Annotated in this window: 26 protein-coding genes and 2 pseudogenes; 21 read left to right on the forward strand and 7 right to left on the reverse strand. The window is 64.7% G+C overall.

All coding sequences use genetic code 11. The features are described from left to right. Positions 1-114, forward strand: a 114-nt coding sequence (locus C8J30_RS13265) for an integrase core domain-containing protein (protein ID WP_146227913.1), incomplete at its 5' end; no start/stop codon positions are given. A gap of 83 nt (positions 115-197) precedes the next feature. Here the strand turns inward: C8J30_RS13265 and C8J30_RS19065 are convergent. From C8J30_RS19065 to C8J30_RS13280, 3 genes and pseudogenes are all read right to left on the reverse strand, one after another. Next, a pseudogene (locus C8J30_RS19065) lies at positions 198-518 on the reverse strand (transposase); the annotation flags it as partial. A gap of 276 nt (positions 519-794) precedes the next feature. Continuing rightward, on the reverse strand, positions 795-1154 hold the full coding sequence (locus tag C8J30_RS13275; protein WP_110806334.1) for a hypothetical protein: 360 nt from the start codon (positions 1152-1154) through the stop codon (positions 795-797). A 166-nt stretch (positions 1155-1320) separates the two neighbouring features. Then, positions 1321-2385 carry an acyltransferase family protein gene (locus tag C8J30_RS13280; RefSeq protein WP_110806335.1) on the reverse strand — a complete coding sequence of 355 codons (1065 nt, stop codon included), beginning with the start codon at positions 2383-2385 and terminating at the stop codon, positions 1321-1323. 379 nt (positions 2386-2764) lie between these two features. On the opposite strand from C8J30_RS13280, the pseudogene C8J30_RS13285 reads away from it, so the two are divergent. The 6 genes and pseudogenes from C8J30_RS13285 (at position 2765) to C8J30_RS13310 (ending at position 8953) form a co-directional block, all read left to right on the forward strand. Next, positions 2765-3811, forward strand: a pseudogene (locus C8J30_RS13285) (IS481 family transposase). Positions 3812-3828: 17 nt separating this feature from the next. Then, positions 3829-5079 (forward strand): MgtC/SapB family protein, encoded by a 1251-nt coding sequence (locus C8J30_RS13290; protein WP_110806336.1) that lies wholly within the window; start codon positions 3829-3831, stop codon positions 5077-5079. Positions 5080-5129: 50 nt separating this feature from the next. After that, complete coding sequence (locus tag C8J30_RS13295) at positions 5130-6296, forward strand: DUF4236 domain-containing protein (RefSeq protein ID WP_110806433.1); 1167 nt, start codon at positions 5130-5132, stop codon at positions 6294-6296. 580 nt (positions 6297-6876) lie between these two features. Then, positions 6877-7674, forward strand: coding sequence for a tonB-system energizer ExbB (gene exbB, locus C8J30_RS13300; protein WP_110806337.1), 798 nt, complete (start codon positions 6877-6879; stop codon positions 7672-7674). Continuing rightward, a complete protein-coding gene (exbD, locus tag C8J30_RS13305) occupies positions 7671-8102 on the forward strand; it encodes a TonB system transport protein ExbD (protein ID WP_110806338.1) in 432 nt (143 codons plus the stop codon). The genes exbB and exbD overlap by 4 nt, the downstream gene beginning before the upstream one ends. Continuing rightward, the gene (locus tag C8J30_RS13310; RefSeq protein ID WP_110806339.1) at positions 8099-8953 is read left to right on the forward strand and encodes an energy transducer TonB; all 855 of its coding nucleotides are present in this window, start codon (positions 8099-8101) and stop codon (positions 8951-8953) included. Before exbD ends, C8J30_RS13310 begins: the two co-directional genes overlap by 4 nt. A 36-nt stretch (positions 8954-8989) precedes the next feature. Here the strand turns inward: C8J30_RS13310 and C8J30_RS13315 are convergent, their stop codons facing one another. Continuing rightward, the gene (locus tag C8J30_RS13315; RefSeq protein ID WP_110806340.1) at positions 8990-9961 is read right to left on the reverse strand and encodes a cytochrome-c peroxidase; all 972 of its coding nucleotides are present in this window, start codon (positions 9959-9961) and stop codon (positions 8990-8992) included. A gap of 2 nt (positions 9962-9963) precedes the next feature. Next, on the reverse strand, positions 9964-10518 hold the full coding sequence (locus C8J30_RS13320) for a homogentisate 1,2-dioxygenase (RefSeq protein WP_110806341.1): 555 nt from the start codon (positions 10516-10518) through the stop codon (positions 9964-9966). A 420-nt stretch (positions 10519-10938) separates the two neighbouring features. Here C8J30_RS13320 and C8J30_RS13325 point away from each other — a divergent pair, with 420 nt between their 5' ends. Next, complete coding sequence (locus C8J30_RS13325) at positions 10939-12987, forward strand: TonB-dependent receptor (RefSeq protein WP_110806342.1); 2049 nt, start codon at positions 10939-10941, stop codon at positions 12985-12987. Positions 12988-13069: 82 nt separating this feature from the next. After that, the gene (locus tag C8J30_RS13330; protein WP_110806343.1) at positions 13070-13468 is read left to right on the forward strand and encodes an ArsC/Spx/MgsR family protein; all 399 of its coding nucleotides are present in this window, start codon (positions 13070-13072) and stop codon (positions 13466-13468) included. Positions 13469-13474: 6 nt separating this feature from the next. Here the strand turns inward: C8J30_RS13330 and C8J30_RS13335 are convergent, their stop codons facing one another. Together C8J30_RS13335 and C8J30_RS13340 are read right to left on the reverse strand one after the other, a co-directional pair. Then, the gene (locus tag C8J30_RS13335) at positions 13475-14194 is read right to left on the reverse strand and encodes a type 1 glutamine amidotransferase (RefSeq protein ID WP_110806344.1); all 720 of its coding nucleotides are present in this window, start codon (positions 14192-14194) and stop codon (positions 13475-13477) included. A 16-nt stretch (positions 14195-14210) separates the two neighbouring features. Further along, a complete protein-coding gene (locus tag C8J30_RS13340) occupies positions 14211-14918 on the reverse strand; it encodes an ABC transporter ATP-binding protein (RefSeq protein ID WP_110806345.1) in 708 nt (235 codons plus the stop codon). A 108-nt stretch (positions 14919-15026) separates the two neighbouring features. On the opposite strand from C8J30_RS13340, the gene modA reads away from it, so the two are divergent. The 12 genes from modA to C8J30_RS13400 all read left to right on the forward strand — a co-directional run bounded on the left by modA (position 15027) and on the right by C8J30_RS13400 (position 26590). Next, positions 15027-15734: a molybdate ABC transporter substrate-binding protein gene (modA, locus tag C8J30_RS13345; protein WP_110806346.1), complete on the forward strand. Its 708-nt coding sequence runs from the start codon at positions 15027-15029 to the stop codon at positions 15732-15734. A 3-nt stretch (positions 15735-15737) separates the two neighbouring features. Further along, positions 15738-16424 carry a molybdate ABC transporter permease subunit gene (modB, locus tag C8J30_RS13350; RefSeq protein WP_110806347.1) on the forward strand — a complete coding sequence of 229 codons (687 nt, stop codon included), beginning with the start codon at positions 15738-15740 and terminating at the stop codon, positions 16422-16424. 164 nt (positions 16425-16588) lie between these two features. Then, positions 16589-18205, forward strand: coding sequence for a sigma 54-interacting transcriptional regulator (locus tag C8J30_RS13355; RefSeq protein ID WP_110806348.1), 1617 nt, complete (start codon positions 16589-16591; stop codon positions 18203-18205). 276 nt (positions 18206-18481) lie between these two features. Beyond that, a complete protein-coding gene (gene nifH, locus C8J30_RS13360; RefSeq protein ID WP_110806349.1) occupies positions 18482-19309 on the forward strand; it encodes a nitrogenase iron protein in 828 nt (275 codons plus the stop codon). Positions 19310-19365: 56 nt separating this feature from the next. Continuing rightward, entirely contained in the window at positions 19366-20949 is a 1584-nt protein-coding gene (gene anfD / locus C8J30_RS13365; protein WP_110806350.1) for a nitrogenase iron-iron protein, alpha chain, read from the forward strand. A gap of 9 nt (positions 20950-20958) precedes the next feature. After that, positions 20959-21306 carry a Fe-only nitrogenase subunit delta gene (gene anfG, locus C8J30_RS13370; RefSeq protein ID WP_110806351.1) on the forward strand — a complete coding sequence of 116 codons (348 nt, stop codon included), beginning with the start codon at positions 20959-20961 and terminating at the stop codon, positions 21304-21306. 13 nt (positions 21307-21319) lie between these two features. Further along, positions 21320-22702, forward strand: a complete 1383-nt coding sequence (anfK, locus tag C8J30_RS13375; protein ID WP_110806352.1) for a Fe-only nitrogenase subunit beta — start codon at positions 21320-21322, stop codon at positions 22700-22702. A 63-nt stretch (positions 22703-22765) separates the two neighbouring features. After that, positions 22766-23443, forward strand: a complete 678-nt coding sequence (gene anfO / locus C8J30_RS13380) for a Fe-only nitrogenase accessory protein AnfO (RefSeq protein WP_110806353.1) — start codon at positions 22766-22768, stop codon at positions 23441-23443. Next, positions 23443-23964 carry a gamma-glutamylcyclotransferase family protein gene (locus C8J30_RS13385; protein WP_110806354.1) on the forward strand — a complete coding sequence of 174 codons (522 nt, stop codon included), beginning with the start codon at positions 23443-23445 and terminating at the stop codon, positions 23962-23964. Before anfO ends, C8J30_RS13385 begins: the two co-directional genes overlap by 1 nt. An 11-nt stretch (positions 23965-23975) precedes the next feature. Continuing rightward, a complete protein-coding gene (locus C8J30_RS13390; protein WP_110806434.1) occupies positions 23976-24626 on the forward strand; it encodes a pyridoxamine 5'-phosphate oxidase family protein in 651 nt (216 codons plus the stop codon). A gap of 307 nt (positions 24627-24933) precedes the next feature. Further along, positions 24934-25746, forward strand: a complete 813-nt coding sequence (locus C8J30_RS13395) for an amino acid kinase family protein (RefSeq protein WP_110806355.1) — start codon at positions 24934-24936, stop codon at positions 25744-25746. 13 nt (positions 25747-25759) lie between these two features. After that, a complete protein-coding gene (locus C8J30_RS13400; protein WP_110806356.1) occupies positions 25760-26590 on the forward strand; it encodes an amino acid kinase family protein in 831 nt (276 codons plus the stop codon). The last annotated feature ends 271 nt before the right edge of the window (positions 26591-26861 follow it).

A 26861-nucleotide genomic window follows, 5' to 3' on the forward strand; every position in this document is an offset into this window, starting at 1 on the left:
GCAGGCATCGGCAAATGGATCGACTTCTACAACACGCAGCGCCCCCATTCGGCGCTTGGCGGAAGGACACCGGTTGAGGCCCATCAGGGCCAAGACCTAAAGGCGGCGGTTTGATCAACGGGCAAGCTTAGCAACGCCGCAAATCTGTCCGGAAAACGGGGACCACCTCACGCCACCGGTTCGAGTGACAGGATCGACGCTGACGCTTTGCGGAGGATCTCGTTCGCCTGACGCAGCTCGCGGTTCTCGCGGTCCAGCGCCTTCATCCGCTCGGCCATCTCGCGGGAGATGCCCGCCCGCTTGCCGCTCTCGACCTCGGCCGTCTTGACCCAGTCATTCAGGCTCTGCGGCGCACAGCCGATATTCGCGGCAAGCGGCATGACCGCCTGCTAGCGCGACCCGTGCTGCCCGTTCGGCGATCCGCTTGAACCTATGGCGCGGTCCGCCGACCTGTCGAGGACAAGCCGCACCGCGCGTTCACGCACTTCGGGCGAAAACTTGTTCCTCGTCTTGCTCATGATGCTCCATCCTACTCAGAAGTTGCCGCCTCCGGCAAACCCGCCACGGTTCAAACCGGGATCGCCCCGTCGAACGGGGCAAGCTGGAACTGGCTCGCGACATGCGCCACCAACCCGTCCACGCCCTTGCGAAACGAGCGTTGGGCGCCATTGGTTCAAGCCCAAGGACGAGCGATCGGCTCGGTGGCGAGGGAAATGCGGTCGCTCGGGGTGTGGTAACTCATTGCGAGGCCCTCGACCCGACGCAGGATCTCGGCCAGCTGCTCGGTCGGAAAGTCACCGCGCAGCGATATCTCGGCGTCGCCGATCCGGATCTGACAGGCGGCCGCGTCCGCGGCGCCCGTCTGCCTCGTGGCGCGCCGGTTCCGAAGGCGCCATCACCTCGACGAACTGCGGAGCTTTGCCTTGCGGCCGCCCCCGACGCGACAGCTCGGGCAATTCGGCGCGCGCTCCTTTCGCGACCAGGGACTCGTTGGCGCCGATCTCCTTGGCGACGGTGACGATCTTGGTGCCGGCCTCGATCTTCTTCACCGCCATCGCCTTGAGCTCATCGGGCCAGATCCGACGCTCGTTGTCGGCGGTGATCACCGGGCAACCCCAGACCACCACATCGCCGCCCTCACCCTCGTCCAACATCTCGACCGCCGTCGAACAGAGCGAGCATCGCAAAACCCTTATTTCATTGGAACATCGGGTATAGGCACCGCTGACAATCGACCTTCCAAGATTGAGGACGCAAACCGGACGACCGCCACCGATGCGGGTGCCCGGGCCACCGTCCGGCCCACGGCACCGATGGCGGCTATCGTGTCACGGCCTGCCTGCGGAGCATCCTGAGGCAGGCTGCCTCGATCCGGAAGACCGCCTTGCGCAGCCCGAGGGCCGGCCTCTCGACGCAGATCCAGGAGAATGCCGCAAACGCGGCCGCGACGATCAGCGTCAGGATCGTGTTGGTGTACCAGTCGCGGGCGAAGGGCAGCGTCTGGTACAGCGCCTGCTGAATGACATAGCCGTAGAGATACATGCCATAGGAGTAATCTGCCCCCTGGATCACGAAGATCCGCCGCGGATTGCACAGGCCCAGATAGATCGTGATGTAGGGGATGCACAGGGTTACAAGCCCCCTCTGCTCCAGCAGCACGCCAGCGAAGGCGATCACAAGCACGCCCAGGAAGAGGCTTAGGTTCCAGGGCAGCTTGTGCCTGTAGTAATGGATCGAGATGCCGCCGAAGAAGGCGACGAGAAGGCGGGTGCCGCGTGGCACATGCTCGATGAAGTTGAAACAGACCGCCCCGAAGACCATCGCCGCCACGAAGATAACCGGCCATTTGCGCGCCCCGATGAGCACCAGACCGGCCAGCGACAGGTAGCAGCCCAGTTCCCACGGCACGGTCCAGAGCTGGCTGTTGACGATCCCCGAGACCGGGTTGTCAAGGAACAGGCCCGGCAGCTTGTAGTGGATGTGTCCCAGGATATTGTAGAGATAGGTGAAGAACAGCGGGGAGGTGAAATATTCTCCCAACGGCGACTGGGTCAGCGTCGGCCCGAGAATGAACGCACTCAGCAGAACTTCCATCGCCAGCGCGGGATAGATGCGGATGACGCGCAGTCCCATGAACGAGATCAGGGTCTGGCATCTCTCGAGGCTTCCGGCCACCAAGAATCCGCTCAATGCGAAGAACATCCCGAGGATCATCGGAAAGAAAAGTTCTCCGAACACGCCGAGGGCGTCGAAAACCGCCCCGTAGCCAATTCCGGTCACGCTGAACGAATGCCAGACGATAACCAGGGAGGCCAGCACGAGCCGCAGATAATCAAAGCCGGCAGGTCGGCTCACCGCTGCAAATCTTTGCTCGATCGTGATCATTCAACTGCCCTGTATCGAATTCACGCCGTTACCCAAATCCACGGCCAAAGCCGATCGAGGCATCGTCGGAAGGGATGCTGCCACGGGACGTCCTTTTCAACCTAGCATAGATGCGCTCTGCCGCCGAGCGTCTTATGGGTTGTGCTTGAACAGGGTCGATCACGCCCGCTCCGTGGGAGGGGAAATGACCGATCAGTCTCCTCAGCCCCCACCGAGGCGGGCCCCGGCGTCCTGTCCGCAGCGTCGCCGCAACGGAATATGCCACCTCAGCCGCATCGGCAGCGCCCGTGGAGAGAGCCGGGAGACGTTGACATCAGGCTAGGTGTTTGATCCCACGGTTTGATGGTGCGATCCTTTCGCAAGAATGGAAGGAAGCACTTTGGGACAAGTTCGTCATGGCAGCGCCATGATCGAGCCAGTGCGGCGCCATCGGTTCAAGGGCTGGCCCGAATGATCGCAAGCTTCGCTCGCGCAGCTGAGCCGGGAGCTCGGCATCAATCCGAAGACGGTGGCGAAGTGGCGCAAGCGCGCGACGGTCGAGGACATGTAGACCGGGCCGACGGAACCGCGGTCCACCGTGCTGACCGAGGCCGAAGAGGCGATGGTTGTCACATTCCGGCGGCACACGTTGCCGCCACTGGACGACTGTCTCTATGCCTTGCAGTCGTCGATCCCGCATCTGACACGGTCAGAGCTGCATCGGTACTTGCAGCGTCATGGCATCTCGCGCCTGCCGGATGTCGAAGGCGACAAGCCCAAGCGCCAGAAGTTCAAGCGCTACCCCATCGGCCCTCGCCAGCGGGTCTCGAACCGATGGCGACCACGCAGGCTCGATCCACATCGACATCGCTGAGGTGCAGACGGCGGAGGGCAAGCTCTATCTGTTCGTCGGAATCGACCGGACTGCCAAGTTCGCTGTCACTCAACTCGTTGCAACTGCTGACAGAAAGACGGCCTGGGAGGTCCTGCCGCATATGCGCGAAGCCGTGCCCTACCAGGTCCACACGGTTCTGACCGATAATGGCATCCAGTTCGCCGAGCGGCCCCGGAGCCGGAACCCCCTCTATTCCCGGCCAATGCGCTTCGCCGTTTCCGGGGCTTGCGCGGCCCCACAGGGGCCACGGTCCCCTCCAACTCTGCGAGGCCAACGGGATCGAGCATCGCCTGAGCAAACCACCCGAGAGGCGGTCAGGTCGAGCGGATGAACCGGACAATCAAAGACGCCACCGTCAAACGCTTCCACGACGACAGTCACGATCCGTTGCGCACAGATCTCGCCGACGTCCTGGCAGCCTATAACTTCGCCCGCAGGCTCAAGACCCTCGGCGGCCTCACGCCCTACGAATACATCTGCAAGGTCTGGACCTCAGAGCCGGATCGATCCATCCTAAAGCCGAACCACCAGATGCCGGGACTGAACACCTAATTGCTCCGGAGGCCCGCATGGACACGCTGCCGATCCTCGTTCCGCCCGTCCTGAACCTGGTGAGCGCGATCGCCGTGGGCGTGCTCATCGGCGCCGAGCGCGAGCGGCGCAAGGGCGAAGGACCGGCGCGCTCGCCTGCGGGGCTGCGCACCTTTGCCATCGCCTCGACCGCCGGGGCGGTGGCTTTCAGTCTGGGCGGGGGGATGCTTCTGGCCGTCGTCGCCGCCTCGGTCGCGGGGCTGCTGGCCGTGTCTTACGGCAAGCGGCCGCATCAGGACCCGGGGCTGACCACGGAAATCGTGCTGCTGCTGACGGTGCTGCTGGGGGGGCTGTGCATCCCCGCGCCGCAGATGGCGGCGGCGATCGCCGTCACGGTGACAGTGCTGCTGCATCTCAAGGCCTGGCTGCACACCTTGGTCACGACGCTGATTTCCAAGGATGAGCTTGACGATACGCTGATCTTTGCCGCGGCGACGCTCGTCATCCTGCCGCTGGTGCCGGATCGGCCGATGGGGCCCTGGCTGGCGCTGAACCCGCATTCCCTGGGCATCGTGATCGTGCTGGTGATGGCGATCGGCGCGGCGGGCTATCTGGCGGTGCGATTGTTCGGGGCGCGGTTCGGGCTGCCGCTTTCGGGGGCGCTTTCCGGTTTCGTCTCCAGCACCGCGACGATCGGCGCGATGGGGGCACGGGCGCTGCAATCGCCCGAGATGCGGGCCGCCTGCGTCGCGGGGGCGGTGCTCTCGACCGTGGCGACGGTGCTGCAGATGGCGCTCGTGCTGGCGGCGGTCAGCCTGCCGACGCTGCGCCAGCTGATCCTGCCGCTGGTCTTTGCCGGGGGCACCGCCGTGGCCTACGGGGTGGTGCTGACGCTCGCGGCGATGCGCCACCCCGCGCCCGAGACGCCCGGCCCCGGCAGCGCTTTCAGCCTGAAGACGGCGCTGATCTTCGGCACCGTGCTGGCGCTGGTGCTGGTCACCGCGGCCGGGTTGCAGGCAAATTTCGGCGGGTCCGGCGTGCTTCTGGCGGCGACGGCGGCGGGGCTGGTCGATACCCATGCCTCGGCGATCTCGGTGGCGACGCTGGTCGCGGCGGGCAAGGTCGCGCCCGAGGCGGCGGTGGTGCCGATCCTGGCCGGGCTGAGCGCGAATACGGCAACGAAGATCCTGGTGGCGGCGATCAGCGGCGGGCGTGGCTTTGCCCTGCGCGTCGTGCCGGGGCTGGTTCTGGTCATCCTTGCCGCTTGGGCGGGCAGTTTGCTCATGTGATCGGATGGACCCGAAGCCGGGCACCGTCCCCCCCTGTGCCGTCGCAGGATGTGGCATGTGGGTCGGCCTTCACACTTTTTCCCGGCGTCCGCATCAATGTCGGCAAGCGCGGCATCAGCACGAGCATCGCGGTCCCGGGCGCATCCGTCAACGTCGGGCGACAGGGCGTCCGGGCGACGGTCGGGCTGCCCGGAACCGGATTGGGGTTCAGCACCACCGTCATTCCGTTCACCTCATCGCCCGGAGCGGTGGAACTTGCGCCTTCCGCGCTTCCCCAGAACGCCCCGGCCTCGGCGAAAATCTACATGCCGGTCTCGGGGATGAACGAGATCGCCAGCGCCTCGGTCGAGGTTCTGACCAGCACCTCGCTGCTGCCGTTGCGGGACATGATTGCGCAGGCGCGCGAGCAGCGGACGCAGGTCACTGCGGATCTGAAGGAGGCGAAGGACGCCGAGGCGGCGCAGCAAAACGAGCTGCATCGCCGCCGCCGAAGCCTGTTCCGCTGGTTTTACAAACGACGCATCGCCGAGCTTGAGGTCGAGTTGCCCGTGACCCAAGCCGAGGTCGCAAGGCTGATCGCCTGGGAGGGCAGCACGAAGATCGACGTGACCTTCGAGTCCGGGGATGCCGCGCAGCGCGCCTATGCGGAGATGGTCCGGCTGTTCGAGGCGCTGCGTCAGAGCGCGAAGAAATGGGATGTCACCTCTCACAGGGCGGCGAACCGGGTGGCGGAGCGCACAACGGCGAGCCGCGTCATCGACCGTCATCCGGTCCGGTTGGAGTTCAGCGCGACGGATCTGATCCGTTTCCCCGGGCGCGCGATGCGCTTCGAGAACGTCAACGGCGACGACATCCTGATCTATCCCGGTGTAGCGGTCATCCCGCGCGTGGATGGCGCTTTCGCGCTGATCGACATTCGAGAACTCTCGATTTCGGCGGGAAATTCGCCCTTTCAGGAGGAAGACGGCGTTCCGAAGGATGCCGAGGTCATCGGCCACACCTGGGCCAAGGCGAACAAGGACGGCTCGCCCGATCGGCGGTTCAAGGACAACCATCAGATCCCGATCTGCCGTTACGGCCGTCTGACGTTTCAGTCCGGGTCCGGCGTGACGGAGGAATACATGTTCTCGAACGCAGCGGCGGCCGAGGCCTTCGCGGCCGCGGTCGCAAGATATCAGGTGGCGCTCGCAGAGAGTGATGGGTCCTCGGAGCCGTGAGCCGGGGAGAAAGAGGTGCCATGAGCGCGAGCCAAAACAGGAGGAAAACGGGCCTGCACAGGGATGCGTAACCGCTGAGAATCGCGGAATTGACGATGCGCACTGCGAGATCGACGGATCAGGCCCTGAGCGGCCGGTCGGCCCTTCCTGCGCATGGGGCCGAAGCGGCCGCTTGAGCGTGCCGCAGCGAGATGCGTACGCAGCCCCTTACTGCCCGACGTGCGTGCCGCAGCGCAACAGTTGTGATGACGCGACGTAGGGTAAGCGGACCGTGTGCTTGCCGCAACGCCTCCGTCAAAAGCGGTCGAAGCGGTCCCTTCCAACCGGATGGGCACCTGTGAAGATAAACGGGGCTGCAGGCCGTCACCAGAGCGCGGCGCCGCAAATGCGAAGACATGTCGATCCGAGCGGATTTTTCTCTTCGCAACTTTCTTGCAGATTGCGTGCCAAGTGATGTCCCGGCGAAGCCGATCACGGGATCGTGAGGGGCAATCGCTATATATTCAGACTGCATATCGTTAACCTTTTGTATCACCCCTCGTCATTCCGGCTTCGTGGGTCGCAAGCGGCAGGCAAGACCATGAAATTCCTCCTCGTCCTCCTCCTTGTCGGGCTGCCAGTCGCACTCTCGGCACAGACCCTTCCGCCGACACCGACGCCCGCACAGATCGTCGCCGCGCCCGTGATCGGGACCACCCCGCTCACCCTCAAAGACATGTTCGCGACGGCGCATCCGCTGGTGCAAGGCGTGATGGCGCTTCTGGCCGGTGCGGCGCTGCTGACCTGGACGGTGGCCCTGGTCAAATCTGTGGAACTCGCGCTGGCCCGCGCAAGGGTGCGCCGCGCCGCGCGCGCCATCCGCGCGGCCGACAGCCTCGAAGCGGCGGCTCTGGCCCTTGCGCATCGGCTCGACCCGGCCAGTTTTCTTGCCAACGCCGCCCAAGCCGAGGTGCTGCGCTCTGAACCTGCGCTCGCCTTGGCCGGGACGGCGGGGCTGAAGGAGCGCGTGGCCTCGATCGCCCTGCGCACCGAGGCGCAGGCGGCGGCGCGGCTGCGCCGTGGCATCGGTCTGTTGGCGACGATCGGCGCCACCGCCCCCTTCGTTGGCCTTTTCGGCACGGTCTGGGGCATCATGAACGCCTTTGTCGGCATTGCCGATGCCCGCTCGACCAACCTCGCCATCGTCGCCCCCGGCATTGCCGAGGCGCTTCTGGCCACCGCCGCAGGCCTTGGCGCGGCGATCCCGGCGGTGGTGCTTTACAACCTCTTCGTGCGCGCCCTCGCGGGGTGGAGGCTGGCGCTGGCCGATGCCGGGGCGGGGGTGGAACGGCTGTTGTCGCGCGATCTCGACTTTCGCGTCGGGGGCGGGCCGCGATGATCCGTCCCGGCGCCGAGGACGGCGACATGGACGAGGCGCATGAGATCAACGTGACGCCCTTCATCGATGTGATGTTGGTGCTGACGATCATCTTCATGGTGGCCGCACCGCTTTCGACGGTCGATGTGCCGCTCGATCTGCCGCCGTCCGGTGCGGCCCCCGCCGAGCGCCCGGACATTCCCATTTTCCTGAGCCTCGACAAAGCTTTGACCCTGCATCTGGCAAATGAGGACGTGCCGCGCGAGCGCCTTGGCGCGGCGCTTGAGGCGGCGACGGCGGGAGATCATGACACCCGCATCTTTCTGCGCGCAGACCGGGCGGTGGCCTATGGCGATCTGATGGCGGTGATGGATCTGCTGCGCGCGGCGGGATTTTTCAAGGTGGCGCTGGTCGGGCTCGAGGCGGTGCCGGATGGCAACGCGCCATGACGGCGAGCGGGGATTGGCTGGCCGCCGTTGACGCGCAGGCGCGGCGGGGCGAGGTGTTGTTGTGGCCGCTCGCGGCAGGGATCGTCGCGGCGCTTGCGGCGGCGGCCTCGGTGGCGCTGCTGCAGGCAGACGCACGGTTCGGGCGCGAGACGGCGCCCCCCGAGGCGGTCTATCTTCAGCTTGATGGCGGCGACGGCCCGTCTGCCGCCGTGGCCGCGCCCGAGGCTGCGCCAAGCCCCCCGATGACGACGCCCCCGCGCCCCGCCCCTGCGGTGACCGGGCAGACGGAGGATGCCGCGCCGGAGAGGGCGCCCCATCCCGCGCCGATCCCCGATCCGGTCGTGCCGATCCTGCTTCCAAGCCCGCTGGTGCCGGAGGCCGTGCCAAGTCTGCCTGCGCCGCCGAAATCGCAGGGGACGAAACGTCCCCCCAAAGCCGCGACGGCAAAGCCCACGCCCGGAAAACACCGCAAGCGCCCCGACACCTCGAAACCGAAAGCGGCGGCGCCTGCCGCCGCGTCTGCGGTCGCGCGCGCGGGAGCGGGTCTAGGCAGCGGCGCGGCACCGCAAGGTGCTGCGGCAAGCCTCACGGCGCGATGGGGGGCGCAGATCCGCTCCCGGATCGAACGGGCGGCCGAGGGCGGCGGGGCGACGGGAACGGTCGGGCTGCGGCTGACGCTCTCGCAGACGGGGCGGCTTGCCGGGGCGGCGGTGGCGCGATCTTCGGGCAATCCGGTGCTGGATCGGATGGCACTTCGGGCGGTGAAAAGGGCGGGTCCTTTCCCCGCTGCCCCCGTGGGGCTTCCCGGCGCGCGTTTCGCCTTCACCCTCTCGATCCGGTTTCGGGAATAACGGGCGGCCGCGGCGCAAGCCCGGCCGCCCGCAGTATCACGGTTTCAACGGGCACGCTTCCGGCGGCAGCGCATAGGCCGGGTTTTCCAGCATGGTGTGATCCGTCAGAGACCCGAGAAAGGCGATCAGCGCCGCAACTTCGTTTCCGGTGGGTTGCGGCTGGCCGGTGAGCGCCGGATCATGCAGCGCGATCGCCTCGGTGATCGTTTCCACCCGCCCGTCGTGCCAATAGGGGAAGGTCATCGCGGCATTGCGCAGCGACGGGGTGCGGAACATCCCCCGATCCTCAGCCTTGCCGGTGACATCGCCAAGGCCCGCATCGGCCTCGCCCTCCTTCAACTCGGTCACCTTGTGAAAGGCATCGTCGCTGAACAGCGGCGGCGTGTGGCACGACGCGCAGCCCTTCTCGGCAAACAGTTTGCGGCCCCGCTCGGCGGTCGGGTTGGCGAGGGCCGCCCCGCTGGCCTCGGCCTTGTCCCAGGCGCTGTCGGTCGAGACGATGGCTTTCTCGAAAGCGGCAAGTGCCAGCGTGATGGTGTCGAGGCTGACCTCGCCGCCGCGTTCGGGGAAGGCCGCCGCGAAAACCTTGTCGTAGCAGGGATCGGTAGCGAAGCGGGCCACCACCTCGTCCTCGTGTCCGCTCACCCCCATCTCGATCGGAGCGGTGCCCAGAAGCGGGTTGCGCGCCTGCCGTTGCAACGTGCCAAGGCTGTTGTCCGCCCAGGTGAAGTTCTTGAAGGCGCCGATATTGGCAAGGCCGGGCACGTTGCGCTTGGCCGGGTCGTCATAGATGCCGGGATGGCCGCGGTTGTTGTCGGTGAAGCCGTGCCACTGTTCGTGGCAGGTGGCACAGGCCATCGTGCCGGTGAAGGACAGGTCGGCATCATAGAAAAGCTTGCGGCCCAGATCGATGCGGATCTGCGTTTCGGCGGGCGCCATCGTGGCCGCAAGTCCAAATGCGACGACGGAAAGGGTCAGGGCCGCGACGGGCTGAACGGGGCGGGCCATGCTCACTTCCTTTCGGTCACGAGGATCGCGCTCGCCTTTGCCTCGGCGGCGGAAAGCTGGATCACATGGGTGCCGGCGGGCAGTGCGTAATCGACGATCTTGCGCATCCCCGAACAGGCCGGTCCGCCCGAATGTCCCAGAGACTCGGTGGGTTTGCCCGCCACCACCACGTCGATCCAGGCCCGGGTGTCGAGCGCCACGCGATAGACACCGGCATGATCGAGCGTGATCTCGAACATCCCGCCCGAGCTGACCTTGCCGCCCGGTTTTACCGGCCGCACCGCATAGGTCACCTCGGGGGTCGGCAAGAGCGTCGCATCGGCCCCCTTGCCAAGGTGCAGCATCGCCGCGCCGAGATGCGCGGGATCTGCGGCGGCGATGATCGGGCTGCGCGCGGTCCAGCCCGACAGCTCTTCGGGAATCGGCTGCGCTTCCTCGGGGCACTTCGGCGCGGGGGCCTGCCCCTGGATTTGCTGCTGCGCATGGATCGGGCCAAGTGACGCGAGGCAGATCACGGCGGCCAGCGGGAAAAGATGAAGGAGAGAGAGGGTTTTCATGCGTGTCTCGGCTTTCTATTGAAGGTGAGGGGAGCGAGCAAGTTTTCAAACCGCGTGGAATTTACGCAATCCATCATTTCGATGCGTGAATTGACGGCGCGAAACTCGGCAATTCCGCCATGAGTTGCAGAGTGACTGCGGCGGGAAACAGATGCCGGAATTGGCGCCTTGTGTTTCACGGAAAACGGCGCCGCCAATATCGGCAACGTGAGGGGCGGATTTCGCCTGTGGAACACCATGGGCATCCTGCCTCCAAGGGACTCAACTGGGTGATTGCGAAGCCGTCAATTTTCCGTTAACGATTCGCTATATACTTGTCGTTTATATCGGTAGCAAGGGAGGGCGCCGGGGCGGCAGGTCGATCGAAGGGGCAAGCCTCCTTTCGATGACAAGCCTTGAACAAAAGAATGAGGGACAGAGATGAAGGCGATAGCGACGGGCCTTGGCCCGAGACAGATCCCGGTCGGGGTCGCCCTGTGGATCACCACGGTTCTTGCGGCCGGAATGGCCATTGCAGAGGATGGCGGCATCTATGACCTTGGTCAGATTCACGTCTATGCACCGCGCGCAGGCACACTCGCCTTCACCTCCTTTGGTGGCACCACGATCAAACGCAGCACGCTCGAGGCGCATCGCAAGGATAGTCTGGACCGGGTGCTTGATGTCGTGCCGGGGGCCTCAAGCGCGCTGACGGGCAACCAGCGCAACGAGGCCGACATCTATATCCACGGGTTCAACCGCTGGGGAATACCGCTCTCGCTCGATGGCGTGCCGATCTATCTGCCTGCCGATAACCGCCTTGATTTTTCGCGCTTTTTGACCGACGATGTGGCCGAGGTGCAAATCGCCAAGGGCTATGTCTCGGTGCTCGACGGGCCGGGCGGCATGGGTGGCGCGATCAACCTCACCTCGCGCACCCCGACGAAGCCGAAGGAAGGCGAAATCCGCACCGAGGCGAAATGGGGCAATGACGGCAGCTTCGACGGGTTCAAGACCTATGCCCGCGTCGGGATGCGGAGCGAGCGGTTCTATTTCCAACTCAGCGGCACTTTCAAGGACAGCAAGGGCTGGGAGTTGTCGAAGGATTTCACCCCCAATGCGGTCGAAAACGGCGGGCGACGGGACTGGTCTTCGTCCGAGGACAAGAGCGTCAACCTGAAACTCGGTTTCACGCCGAACGACACCGACGAATATTCGCTGAGTTTTACCCGCTCGGTTGGTCAAAAAGGCGCCCCGGACAATATCTATCCCACCGGAACGCAACGCTACTGGTCCTGGCCTTGGTGGAATGTGCAGACGCTGGCGTTGAATACGCGCACGATGGTGGGCGAAAGCGGAACGCTGAAGACGCGGGTTTATTATCAGACCTTCGATAACGCGATCGACATGTTTGATTCCGCCACGCGCACGACGCAAGCCAGCACGAATGCCGCGCATTCGGAATATTCCGATTATGCGATCGGCGGATCGACGGAATTCGGTTGGGATTTCGGATCTTCCGATACGCTCAAGGCGGCCTTCCATTTCCGTCACGACGATCACTCGGAACAGGATCACAAATACAACCCCGGCTATACGGAACCTGTGCAGCATGCGGTGATGGATACCTATTCGGTGGCGCTGGAAAATACCTTCCACGCGACACCGGCGGTCGATCTGGTGCAGGGGATTTCCTGGGACTACCGCGATATTTCGCGCGCCGAGGATCATGTCTATCCGACCGGTATCTTCAGCTACAAACCGTCGTCGGCCCACGCGCTCAACGCGCAACTCGCGGCGATCTGGCACTATTCGGAAGACGCCGAACTGTTCGCCAACATCTCGGACCGCACCCGCTTTCCGACGCTGTTCGAGCTTTATTCCACCCGCTTCGGCGGGGCGGCCTCGAACCCGGATCTGCGCCCCGAGCGCGCGGTCAATACCCAGATCGGCTGGAAAAAGAGCTATGCCGAGGGCAGCCAGATTTCGGCCATGGCCTATTACGCCGACGTCGATGAGCTGATCCAGTCGGTCACGCTCACCGGCGGTGTGCAGCAAAACCAGAACGTCGGCGACGGCTATCGCTACGGGCTCGACCTGTCGCTTGACCATCAGGTTTCGGACAAGTTCGCCTTTGGCGGCAGCCTGTCGCTGTTGCGCACCCATGTCAGCAACCCAAGCAACCCCACCCTGCATCAGACCGGCTTTCCCGATGCCAAGCTTTTCCTTTACGCCAACATCCGCCCGACCGACCGTCTGACGATCCGTCCGAGCGTCGAATATTCGGACGGCAACTGGAGTTCGAACAGCGGCAGCTATTTCCAGCTTGGCTCCTACACGCTTGCCAATCTTTCGGCAGACTATGCGGTGAACGACCGGGTCACCTTTTCGGCGGGGGTGAACAACATGTTCGACGAGGATTTTGCGACGGTTTACGGCTATCCTTCGCAGGGCCGGAGCTTTTTCATCAATGCCAAGGCGACGTTCTGAGCCTCGGCAGGCCGGGGCGGTTTTCGGGCCGCGCCCCGGCACGTTTCCTGCTGGGCCTTTTCCAAAGCGACAGGAGGACGGGATGGCGGATGTGATCTTTTGGGAAAAGCCCGGTTGCGCGGGCAATGCGCGGCAAAAGGCGCTTCTGGCGGCGGCGGGTCATCGGCTCGAGGTGCGCGATCTGCTCGCCGCAGCTTGGACCGAGGCGACGTTGCGGCCGTTTTTCGGCGCCCGCCCGGTGGTGGAGTGGTTCAATGCCGCTGCGCCGCGGGTCCGGTCGGGCGAGATCCGCCCCGAGGCGCTCTCCGAGGCCGAGGCGCTCGCCCTGATGTTGGTCGAGCCGCTGTTGATCCGCCGTCCGCTGATGCAGGTGGGCGCGGAGCGCCGCGCGGGGTTCGACAGCGACACGGTGGCGGCCTGGATCGGTCTGGCCGAGGGCGCGCCGAGGCTGGGCGATGCCTGCCCGCGCAAGGACGTCTGAGCCGGATCAGGCCCCTGCCATCACCGTCGCAAGCGCCGCGTTCATCTGCGCGGCGGTGGCGCGGAAGGCCGCGAGATGCGGCGCGACCTCGGCCGCAAGCCCGGCCGCGCGGGTCTCGCCCAAGGCACGGCGCAGGCTTTCGGCATAGGCGGGGATCTGCTGCCAGTCGGCCACCGTCGTTTCGGTGATCTCGACATGGAACTGCAGCCCCCAGGCGTGCCGCCCCCAGCGGATCGCCTGCGCGCCGCAAGCGTCGTTTTCCGCCAGAACCACCGTGCCCTCGGGCAAGTGTATGATCTCGGCGCCGTGCCATTGAAAGGTCGTGAGCCGCGCGGGCAGGCCGCCAAAGATCGGATCTGCTGCCCCGGCTGCCGTGCGGGTGACCTCGCACAGGCCCACCTCGGGCGCGGCCATCGGCCCGACCTTGCCGCCAAGGGCCTCGGCCAGCAGTTGATGGCCGAGACAGATGCCCAGATAGGGCCGCCCGAGACCCGCCACCCAAGCCCGGATTGCTGCCAGTTCCGCCCGCATCCAGGGCAGTTCGTCCTTTTGCCAAAGATCCTGCGGCCCGCCCATCGCCACCATCAGATCGAAGCCCTCAAGCGGCGGGATCGGCTCGCCCGCATCCAGCTCGACCGTGGTCAGGCGGTGCCCCGCAGCGGCCCAGACATCGCGCAGGGTTCCGGGGTGTTCGACGGCAAGATGTTGGAAAACAAGGATGTTCATGGAGCCTCCGGGGCTTTCAGGCACGCACAAGGTGCAAAGGGGGATAGGAAAGGGACGCGGCGCTCAGCCGTCCGGCCTCAAGCCGCAATACCCGGTCGGCCAGACGCTGCGCCTCGGTTTGGTCGTGGCTTGTCATCAGCGTCGTGGCGCCGAAATGTGCGTGCAAGCGGCGCAATTCGCCTTGCAGGCGGGCGCGGGTCTCGGGGTCGAGCGCGGAAAGCGGCTCGTCGAGGAGCAGCAGTTTCGGGCACCGCGCCAAGGCCCGCACCAGCGCGAGGCGTTGTTTCTGCCCGCCCGACAACTGCGCCGGATAGGCTTTGGCCAGCCCAGTGAGCCCTGCCAGATCGAGCATTTCGGCGACCCGATCTGCCCGTTCGCACTGCGGCAGGTCGTGCAGCGCAAAACCGATCTGCCCCGCCACAGTCATGTTCGGAAACAGGGCATAGTCCTGAAACACGAAGCCGAGCGGCCGGGCGCGAACCGGCAGATCGATCCCGCACGCCGTGTCGCTCCAGACCTGTCCGGCCATCGAAACCACGCCGCGCAAAGGCCGTGTCAGCCCCGCGATCAGCCGCAACAGCGTCGTCTTGCCCGCCCCGGAAGGCCCCGTCAGCACCAGAAATTCCCCCGCCGCCACGCTCAGATCGACGTCAAGCCGGAACGGACCATCCGGCCCCGAGAGCCGGGTTTCAAGCGTAATGGCAAGAGGGGCAGCACTTGGCACGGTGTTTGTCCTGCATGGGCGCGGGGGAGTTGACCTATTCGCTATAAGGAAGGACTACATAGCGATGAGCGGCGCTTGTCCAGCCCGCAAAACCGACAGGAGTTCCTCATGCGCAAAAGCCTTGCCATCTCGGCCATTCTCATCTTTGTCGCCACTGCCACGTTGGCCGAAGACCTCGTGATCGGCGCGGGCGCGGGCTATCGCCGCCCGATGGCCGAGGCCGTCGCCGCCTATGAGGCGCTAAGCGGCAAGAGCGTCGGCGAGGTCTATGGCAACATGGGGCAGGTGCTGGGGCAGGCGCGCGAAAGCGGCAAGATGGCGATGGTCTGTGGCGACAAGGCGGTGCTCGCCAAGGCCGAGGGGCTGACATTCGAACGTTTTCTGCCGATGGGCAAGGGCAAGCTTGTCGTGGCCTTTCGCAAGGGGATGAGCCTTGCCGACCCCGCCAAACTGGCCGAGAACGACATCACGAAAGTCGGGATTCCCGACGAGAAATCAGCGATTTACGGCAAGGCGGGGCGGCAATATCTCGACCATGCCGGGCTTGGGGCCAAGGTCGATCCGAAGCTGGTGACGGTCGCGACGGTGCCGCAGGTGACCGCCTATCTGACCACGGGCGATGTCGATGCGGGCTTCCTCAACATCACCGATGCGATCGGTGCCAAGGACGATCTGGGCGGTTGGGTCGAGGTCGATCCGAGCCTCTATCAGCCGATCGACATCACCTGCGGCGTGCTCGATGCCTCGGCCGAGGGCTTTGCCGCCTTCCTCGCCACGCCGCCCGCGCAAGAGATCCTGCACCATTACGGGCTGTGACGCATGGAGGCTGTCGCCGCCGTGCTCGGTGATCCGGGCCTTGCCTTTCCGCTGGGGCTCAGCCTGCGGATCATGGCGGCGACGCTGTGCCTGCATGCGACGCTGGGGGTGGCCTTGGGCTGGGCGCTGTCGAACCGGCACTGGCCCGGCCGCACCGTCCTCGACATCGTGGTGACGCTGCCGATGGTGTTTCCGCCGATCGTGCTGGGCTTTGGTCTTCTGATGCTTCTCGGGCGTCGCGGCCTTGGTGGCTGGATCGAGGCAAGCTTCGGTGCGGGCTTCATTTTTTCCGAGGCGGGGGTGCTTCTCGCCTCGGTCCTCGTCGGGTTGCCGCTCGTCGTGAAACCGGTCGAGGCGGCGATTTCCGCGCTGCCCCGGAACTTGGCCGAGGCGGCGCGCACCCTCGGCCATGGAGAATTGTCGATCTTTGCCCGGGTGATCCTGCCCAATATCGCGGGCGCTCTGGGCGCGGGGCTGCTGATGGCCACGGCGCGCTCGCTGGGCGAGGTGGGCGTCACGCTGATGCTCGGTGGCAATATCCTTGGCCGCACCAACACGATCTCGCTCGAAATCTACAACGCGGTTTCAGTTGGGGAATTTCGCCGCGCGCTGGTGCTTTCTGCGGCGCTCGGGCTGTTTTCAACGCTGGTGCTGATCGTGCTGCGCCGCCGCCCCGCGCCGTTGCCCTGAGACCTTCCCAAAGCGCCTGCGGGCGGGGCAGGCTCGCCCGAATTTCGGGCAGGCCCGGCTTTCTGATCCGCACCGCTGCACAGAGTCTGGCGCATCGCTTGGATTGGTGCCGATATGCTGCGCAGCCTATCGTTATATGGAATCGCTACATAGCGGAGTCGATCATGGTCGCCGAGGATCACGTCGAGGCGCTCGAACTCGGGCAGGCCAGCCCCGAGGACGAATTCGGCCAGTGCTTCACCGGGGAATGCCGGGTGAACCTGTTGCCGACGCTCTACCGGCTCAACGCGGTGATCTCGCAAGCGCCGGATCTGGGCGAAAGTCTGGGCATGATCCTGAAGATGATGCGCTCCGACATGCGGATGGAGCGCGGCTTCGTTTCGTTGATGGATCGCCGCCGCGGGCAGGTGTTCATCCATCAAAGCTTCGGCCTGACCCCCGAGGAGGAAAGCCGCGGCGTCTATGCGATGGGCGAAGGCATCACCGGCAAGGTGGCCGAGACGGGGCGGGTGATCATCGCGCCGCGACTGCACGAGAGCCCCGATTTTCTGGATCGCACCGGGGCGCATGCGAACGACGCCCGGCGCAAGGTCGCCTTCGTCTGTGTTCCGATCATGCTCGGCAAAAAGGTTCTGGGCACGATCGGCGGTGAACGCAGCTACATCAACCAGCGGCTTTTGAAACAGGATGCCGAGTTTCTGGCCGCGATCGCGCTGATGATCGCGCCGACGGTCGAGCTTTACCTGATCGCCAATGTCGAGAAGCTGGAGCTGGAACGCGAGAACCGCGAGCTGCGCGATGCGCTGCGCGAGCGCTTCAAGCCGGGGAACATCATCGGCAATTCCAAGGCGATGATGGCCGATGTCTATGACCTGATCGGCAAGGTCTCGAAGACGCGGGCGACGGTGCTGATCCTCGGCGAAAGCGGCGTGGGCAAGGAACTGGTGGCTTCGGCGATCCATTATTCCTCGGACCGGGCGAGCAAGTCTTTCGTGCGGTTCAACTGTGCGGCCATTCCCGAAACCTTGGCGGAAAGCCTGCTGTTCGGACATGAAAAGGGCGCCTTCACCGGGGCCATCGTGCAGCGAAAGGGGCTGTTCGAGCAGGCCGACGGGGGCACGCTGTTTCTCGACGAGTTGGGCGAACTCAGCCCTTCGGTGCAGGCGAAGCTTCTGCGCGTGCTGCAAGATCGCACGCTGGAACGGGTGGGCGGCACGACGCCGGTGCAGGTCGACGTGCGGGTGATTGCGGCGACGAACCGGGAACTGGTGCGAATGGTGGCCGAAGGGCGGTTCCGCGAGGATCTGTTTTACCGCCTCAATGTCGTGCCGATCACCGTGCCGCCGCTGCGCGAGCGGGGTTCGGACATCATCCTTCTTGCCGATCATTTCGTCGCCAAGGCCTGCGCCGCGATGGAGAAATCGGTCAAGCGGATCTCGACCCCCGCGCTGAACATGCTGATGGCCTATCACTGGCCGGGCAATGTGCGCGAGCTTGAGAATGTGATCGAGCGGGCGGTGATCCTGTCGGATGACGAGGTGATCCACGCCTGGAACCTGCCGCCGTCCTTGCAGACAGCGCGCGAGACCGGCACCACTCTTGGGGTGGGGCTCGAGGAAAAGGTGCGCCTCGTCGAGAGCGAGATGATCGTCGAGGCGCTGAAGACGACGCAGGGCAATATCGGTCAGGCGGCGGAGCTGTTGCAGGTCTCGCGCCGGGTTCTGGGGCTGCGGATGGGGCGGCTGGGCATCGACCCGCATCGCTACCGCGCCTCGGCCTGACACATCAGACCTGATCCGGCTCAGGCCCCGCTTCGGCGGGGCCTTTTCTTTTGCAGAGCGGCGTTCGGAAACCCGTTTACCGAACGGTAATCGGTTACATAACGGTAAGGAAATCCTGTCGGGCGGCGGGGTGGATATTCTTCAGTAAAATCATTTAATAACAATGGCCTAAAGGTGGATTTTCGCCCCGAAACCGCCTTGGCACGGGGGCTGCTCTATAGGGTTCAGACGGCCACGAAACGCCGTCACGAGACAACCCTTCCCAAGGAGCACCTCATGACCCGCAAGATCGCCATTTACGGCAAAGGTGGTATCGGCAAATCGACGACCACTCAGAACACCGCCGCAGCCCTTGCCTATTTCCACGAAAAGAACGTCTTCATCCACGGCTGTGACCCGAAGGCCGACAGCACCCGTCTGATCCTCGGCGGGTTGCCGCAGGCCACCGTGATGGACACGTTGCGCATCGAGGGCGCCGAGCGCGTCACCGTCGACAAGGTGGTGAAGACCGGCTTCAAGGACATCCGCTGCGTGGAATCGGGCGGGCCGGAGCCGGGCGTGGGCTGCGCCGGCCGCGGCGTCATCACCGCCATCGACCTGATGGAAGAAAACGAAGCCTATAGCGAAGACCTTGATTTCCTGTTCTTCGACGTGCTGGGCGACGTGGTTTGCGGCGGCTTCGCCATGCCGATCCGTGACGGCAAGGCCGAGGAGGTCTACATCGTCGCCTCGGGCGAGATGATGGCGATATATGCCGCCAACAACATCTGCAAGGGTCTGGCGAAATACGCCCGGCAATCCGGCGTGCGTCTGGGCGGGATCATCTGCAACAGCCGCAATGTGGACGGCGAGAAGGAATTCCTCGACGAATTCACCAAGGCCATCGGCTCGAAGATGATCCACTTCGTGCCGCGCGACAACATCGTGCAAAAGGCCGAGTTCAACAAGCAGACCGTGACCGAATTCCAGCCCGAGGCCAATCAGGCGCAGGAATATCGCGAACTCGGCCGCAAGATCATCGAAAACGAGGATTTCGTGATCCCGAAGCCGCTCGCCATGGATGAGCTGGAAGCCATGGTCGTCAAATACGGCCTGATGGACTGATGCACCGGGGCACCGCGCCCGGTGCCCTTCCCCCCCTTTCGCATGGAGTTAGGTCAATGCCCTACCATGAGTTTGAAGTCTCGAAATGCATCCCCGAGCGCAAGGAGCACGCGGTGATGAAGGCGGCGGGCGAGGATCTGACCTCCTGCCTGCCGAAAGGCTACCTGAACACGATCCCCGGCACGATTTCCGAACGCGGCTGCGCCTATTGCGGCGCGAAACACGTGATCGGCACGCCGATGAAGGACGTGATCCACATCTCCCACGGGCCGAACGGCTGCACCTATGACACCTGGCAGACCAAGCGCTACATCTCGGACAACGACAACTTCCAGCTGAAATACACCTTCGCCACCGATGTGAAGGAAAAGCACGTCGTCTTCGGCGCCGAGGGGCTGCTGAAAAAGTCGATGCACGAGGCCTTTGACGCCTTCCCGAACATCAAGCGCATGACGGTTTACCAGACCTGCACCACGGCGCTGATCGGCGATGACGTCGATGCCATCGCCAAGGAAGTGATGGCGGAACGCGGCGATGTGGACGTGTTCGTCTGCAACTCGCCCGGGTTCGCGGGGCCGAGCCAATCGGGCGGTCACCACAAGATCAACATCGCCTGGCTCAATCAGAAGGTCGGCACGGTCGAGCCGGAATACCTCGGCGAGCACGTCATCAACTATGTCGGCGAATACAACATCCAGGGCGACCAGGAGGTGATGATCGACTATTTCAACCGCATCGGCATCCATGTCCTGTCGACCTTCACTGGCAACGGCAGCTACGACAGCCTGCGGATGATGCACCGCGCGCAATTGAACGTGCTCGAATGCGCGCGCTCGGCCGAATATATCTGCGACGAGCTGCGCGTGCGCTACGGCATTCCGCGCCTCGACATCGACGGGTTCGGCTTCGAGCCGCTCGCCAATTCGCTGCGCAAGGTCGCGCTGTTCTTCGGCATCGAGGACAAGGCCGAGGCGCTGATCGCCGAGGAATATGCGAAATGGAAACCGCAGCTCGACTGGTACAAGGAACGGCTGCAGGGCAAGAAAGTGTGCCTCTGGCCCGGTGGCTCGAAGCTCTGGCACTGGGCGCATGCGATCGAGGAAGAGATGGGCCTCAAGGTCGTCTCGGTCTACACCAAGTTCGGCCATCAGGGCGACATGGAAAAGGGCGTGTCGCGCTGCGGCGAAGGCGCGCTTGCGATCGACGATCCGAACGAGCTTGAGTCGGTCGAGGCGATCGAAATGCTCAAGCCCGACATCATCTTCACCGGCAAGCGCCCGGGCGAATTCGTCAAGAAACACGGCGTGCCGTATCTGAATGCCCATGCCTATCACAACGGCCCCTACAAGGGCTTCGAGGGCTGGGTGCGTTTCGCCCGCGACATCTACAACGCGATCTATGCGCCGATGCGCCAGCTCGCGGCGATCGACATCTCGGCCCCGGATGCGCCGATCAGCGCGGGCTTCCGCACCGCGAAGATGAACGCCGATCTGACCGTTTCGGACGCGGTGAAGTTCAGCGAGGTGCTGCACGAATACACCGGCAAATACGACTCGATCGCCGAAGTCCGCGCCCGCAACCTGGCCTATGCCGCCGAGCAGAAAGCGCTCCGCGACGCCGCCCAACCTGCCGCCGAGTGAGGGGACACCATGACCGACACCGTCGAAAAGATCGCCCCGCTCGTCGATTACATCATGAAGAATTGCCTGTGGCAGTTCAACTCGCGCGGGTGGGACCGGTTGAAGCAGAACGCCGGGATCCTCAGCCAGACCTGCGAGATCCTGTGCGGCGAGGAGCCGGTGCATGAAACCGCGATGGACCGCTGCTACTGGGTCGATGCGGTGATCCTGTCGCGCGCCTTCAAGACCCGGTTTCCGTGGCTGATGGCCATGACCAAGCCCGAGATCAAGAGCCTGTTCAAGGCGTTGCACGAAAAGATCGACCACCTCACCGTTCACGGCTCGCTCAATACCGAGCTGACCGTCCCGCATTATTGAAAGGAAGACCCCAATGACTTGCCAGGTCACCCAGAAGGCGCGGGAAGGCACGATCAACCCGATCTTCACCTGTCAGCCCGCCGGGGCGCAATTCGCCTCGATCGGGATCAAGGATTGCATCGGCATCGTTCACGGCGGCCAGGGCTGCGTGATGTTCGTGCGGCTCTTGATTTCGCAGCACATGAAGGAAAGCTTCGAGATCGCGTCGTCGTCCGTCCATGAAGACGGCGCGGTCTTCGGCGCGCTCGACCGTGTTGAAACCGCGGTTGAGGTGCTTTTGACCCGCTACCCCGATGTGAAGGTGGTGCCGATCATCACCACCTGCTCGACCGAGATCATCGGCGACGACGTCGACGGGCTGCTCTCGAAACTCGAAGACGAGTTGCTGCCGACCAAATTCCCCGGCCGCGAAGTGCATCTGCTCACCGTGCATTGCCCGAGCTTCGTCGGCTCGATGATCACCGGCTATGACAAGGCGGTGCATGATTTCGTGAAGAAATTCGCCACGAAGGACGAGCCCAGCGACAAGATCAACCTGATCACCGGCTGGGTGAACCCGGGCGATGTGAAGGAACTCAAGCACCTTCTCGAGGTGATGGAGGTGAAGGCCAATGTGCTCTTCGAGGTCGAAAGCTTCGACAGCCCCTTGATGCCCGATCTGGAACACCATTCGCACGGCTCGACCACCATCGACGATCTGCGCGACACCGCGAATGCGAAAGGCACGATCGCGCTCAATCGCTACGAGGGGATGAAGGCGGCCGAATACCTGAAGAAGAAGTTCAAGGTGCCCTCGGTGATCGGCCCGACCCCGGTCGGCATCCGCAACACCGATGCCTTCCTGAAAGCGGTGTCCGAGATGACCGGCCAGCCGATCCCGGCGCAGCTGGTCAAGGAACGCGGTCTGGCGCTCGATGCGATTGCCGACATCGGCCACATGTTCCTCGCCGACAAGCGGGTGGCGATCTATGCCAACCCCGATCTGGCCATCGGCCTGACCGAGTTCTGCCTCGACCTCGAGATGAAGCCGAAACTGCTGCTGCTGGGCGATGACAACTCGGGCTACGTGAAAGACCCCCGGGTTCTGGCGCTGCAGGAAAACGCCCCCGATCTGGAAATCGTGACGAATGCCGATTTCTGGGATCTGGAAAGCCGCATCCAGCAGGGCCTCGAACTCGATCTGATCCTTGGCCACTCGAAGGGCCGGTTCATCTCGATCGACTACAAGGTGCCGATGGTCCGGGTGGGCTTCCCGACCTACGACCGCGCCGGGATGTATCGTCATCCGGTGCTGGGCTACGGCGGCGCCATGTTCCTGGCCGAGACGATGGCCAATACGCTGTTCGCCGACATGGAGGCGAAGAAAAACAAGGAATGGATCCTCAACGTGTGGTGACGGCATCGCCGCGCAACCTGCCGGGCCGTCGCGGCGGCCCGGCCTTTTCCTTCGGAGGTTCCCATGCAGATTGCCCTTCATCTGGACGCGGCGGGCCAACCCGCTTCCCTGAACACCCCCGGTCGGCTGTTCCTTTATGAAGGCAGCGGCACCGACTGGCGGCTCATCGAAGATTGGCCGCTTGAGCTTCCCCGCGAGGGTGGCATTCCGGCCGTGCGCGCCGCCGTCGAGCGGATGGTCTTCGCGCTTGCCCCCTGCACCGTGCTGATCTCGGCCGAGGTGCGCGGATATGTTTATTCGCTGCTGCAGGAGCAATACGGCTTTTCCGTCTGGCGCTCGACCGGCCCGGTCGAGGCGATGCTCGCCTCGGTCTCGGCGGGCGAGGAGGAACGCGCGCAACAAGCCGCCTGTTGCGATACGAAACCCGAAGCGGGCTGCGGCACCTGCGGCACCAAGGTCACGGCGATCAGCCCGCCGCCCGAGGTGCAGGCAGAAGACCGCCCCGACGGCAGCCGCTTTCTCGATCTGGCCGCGGTGCTGGCCTCGGATGCGCGGCACAATTCGCGTTCGGTCCTTGGTCCGATCCTTGCCGCCGAGCCGTTCCGCACGCTGGCGATCCGCATGGATCACCAACCGCGCTGGTTTGCCCGCACCGTCAAGGCGATGGGCCTGCGCTTCACCGAAGAGCGCCGCGAGGGGGCGCTGTTCCTCACCGTCACGGTCGAGAAGGTTCCCGCCTGATGAAACAGGTTCTTGTCTTCGCCTATGGGCTTGATCTGCATCCCGATGAAATCACGCGGCTTTGCCCCTCGGCGAAGCCTCTCGCCCGGGCCACGGCCAAAGGCTGGCGGATCGGCTTCTTCGGTCATTCGCGGGTCTGGGACGGGGCCGAGGAAAGCCTGATCCCCGATCCCGACGCCCATGTCCCGGGCGTGATCTATGCGCTGGCGCCGTCCGAGGCCGAGATGCTGGAAGCCGCCCGCGGGGTGAAGCTGAACGGCACCGGGCGCTATTTCCACACGCCGATCGATGTCGTGACCGAGGACGGCACGGCCTTGGGCGCGGTGGCGCTGATCAAGACCGAACGGCGGGCGGAAAAGCCGCCAAGCCGCCCCTATCGCGACCGCATCGCCGAAGGCGCGGCGTTGCATGGGCTCGATTCCGATTACATCGCGGCGCTTTGCGCGCTGCCCGCCACCGAGCCCGCCTATCCGGTGCCGATGGCGATCCAACTGCCGATCTTTGCCGGCTCCTGCTGTTGAAAGGAAAGATGATGACCGAGACCCAAGTGCCTTCCGAGCGCACCCGCCTGAAGCGCTATCACTGGCTGGCCGCCTATGACCGCGCCACCATCGACGCGATCATCGACGCGGCGCTCGTGTGCCAGATCGGCTATGTGGTCGAGGGCGCGCCCATCGTGACGCCGACCTGCCACTGGCGGATGGGCGATCATGTCTACTGGCACGGCTCCTCGGCCAGCCGGATGCTGCGTGCTCAGGAAAGCGGCGTGCCGGTCTGCTTCTCGGTCACCCATTTGGACGGCGTGGCGTTTTCGCGGGCCGCCTTTGACCACAACATTCTCTATCGCTCGGTGATGGCCTTCGGCAAAACCGAACTGGTCGAGGGCGACGACAAGAAAGCCGCGCTTGAAGCCTTCGTCACCCGTTTGGCGCCGGGGCTCTGGGACTATGCCCGCCCGCCGACCGAGCAGGAGTGGAAGGCGTCAAAAGTGATCCGGATGAAGCTCGACGAGGTCTCGGCCAAGGTGGCGGCGGGTCTGCCCGAGGAGGACGAAGCCGACATGGCGCTTGATCTTTGGGCCGGACATGTGCCGGTGCGGATGGTCACTGGCGCCCCGGTGCCCGACCCGAAACTGCGGCCGGGGATCGCCATGCCCGATTTCGTCACCGCTTTCGGGCTGTAAGGTGACCCCGTAAAGCCGTGTTCGCGGGCCTTGTGGTCGCGACTGCCCAAATTTCAGGCGTTATGGGGTAAATTTCCATAACGCCATGATTTTAAATCCCTATTCATCCGATCTCATTGACGGACAAACCCTCGCATGGCACTTCTGAAAGCGAGGTGCCCGTCGGGTCCTTCCTCCCCGGTCGGCCGGTGACGGGTTCCCCCGCGCCGCCCTCGTGGCCTTCCCGGCGATCGCCTCGCGTTTTCTGCCCCGCGGGCGGGTGCGTCGCACCCCCTCTCCGCCCGCATGACGTGAGAAAGGCGAACCCATGATCGACAGCACGGAGCAGCTCGAAGCGCTCCTCATGCAAAGATCGCTCAGCGATCCCGAGCTTGTCGCAGCGACCGAACGCGCCCCCGATTACCGGATCCTGCCCGAGGCCACCGTGATCAAGATCGGCGGCCAGAGCATGATCGACCGCGGCCGTTCGGCGATCTGGCCGATCGTCGAGGAAATCGCGAATGCCCGCAAAAGTCATCAGATGCTGATCGGCACCGGGGCGGGCACACGGGCGCGCCACATCTATTCGATCGCGGCGGGGCTTGGTCTGCCCGCGGGGATGCTGTCGCAACTGGGCGCCTCGGTCGCCGATCAGAATGCCGCGATGCTGGGCCAGTTGCTCGCGCGGTATGGCATTCCGCTCGTTTCGGGGGCGGCGCTGTCGTCGGTGCCGCTGTCGCTTGCGGAAATCCACGCTGTCGTTTTCAGCGGCATGCCGCCCTATGGGCTCTGGATGCGGCCCGCGCCCGAAGGCGTGATCCCGCCCTATCGCACCGATGCGGGCTGCTATCTGGTGGCCGAGCAATTCGGCTGCAAGCAGATGATCTATGTGAAGGACGAGGACGGGCTTTACACCGCCAACCCGAAGACCGCCCCCGATGCGAAGTTCATTCCGAAGATCAGCATCGACGAGATGAAGGCGGCGGGGTTGCAGGATTCGATCCTCGAATTCCCGGTGCTTGATCTGATCCAGTCCGCCCGGCATGTCCGCGAGGTGCAGATCGTCAACGGTCTCAAACCCGGCAATCTGACGCGCGCGCTTGCGGGCGAGCATGTCGGCACCATCATCACCGCGCGCTGAGAAAGACCCGACCATGTCCGAAACCAATCCCGGCATCAAACACGTCGCCTCGGCCCTTGCGCGCCAGACCCTGCTCGATGGCAGCCTGACCCGCCCGGTCGCAGGCAAGCGCCCGATCCGCATCCTGCCCTGGCTGCAGGTGGTCAAGATCGGCGGCCGCTCGATCATGGACCGCGGCGCCGAGGCGATCCTGCCTATCGTCGACGAAATCCGCCGCCTGCTGCCCGAACACCGGCTCTTGATCCTGACCGGCGCGGGGATCCGGGCGCGCCATCTTTACAGCGTGGCGCTCGATCTTGGGCTGCCGGTGGGCTCGCTTGCGCCCTTGGCCGCGACCGAGGCGGGGCAGAACGGGCATATCCTGGCCGCGATGCTCGCGCCCGAGGGCGTGTCCTATGTCGAGCATGACACGCTGGCCAGCCAGTTGGCGATCCACCTTTCCGCCACCCGCGCGGTGGTGGGCAGCGCCTTTCCGCCCTATCACCACCATGAATTCCCGGGCCTGCGGCTGCCGCCGCACCGGGCTGACGCCGGGGCGTTCCTGCTGGCCGATGCGCTGGGTGCGGCGGGGCTGACCATTGTCGAGGATGTGGACGGGATTTTCACCGCCGACCCGAACGGGCCCGAGGGCGGCTCTGCGCAGCTTCTGCCCGAGGTGAGCGCGGCGGAACTGGCCGCGTTCAAGGGCTCGCTGCCGGTCGATCCGGCCTTTGTCGAGGTGCTGGCGACGGCGCGGCATCTCGAGCGGGTGCAGATCGTCAACGGCCTTGTTCCGGGGCGGCTGACGGCGGCCCTGCGCGGCGAACACGTCGGCACGGTAATCCGCACCGGCGCAGCGGGGTGAGCGAGGCCAGGGAGGGGGCAATCCTCCCGGGCAGCGATCCCGGCCGTTGATCGAAAAGCCGGTCGCACGTTGCAATCAAACGGACGCAAGCGCCGTCCCGCACTGAGCGGGCCATGGCGAAGCGTCGGCAATCAAGGGGGGCGTGACCTCCCTGTCGCTGCGCTGCCTCCGAACGGCCGCGTGCCGCAGCCGCACAGAAAGGCCGGAAGGCTGGTCGCGGACCGCTGGGCATATGGTGCTTCCCTAGCCACGGGGAGGGGGGTCAATCCGC

The sequence above is a fragment of the Rhodobacter viridis genome (assembly GCF_003217355.1).
Taxonomy (GTDB): Bacteria; Pseudomonadota; Alphaproteobacteria; order Rhodobacterales; family Rhodobacteraceae; genus Rhodobacter; species Rhodobacter viridis.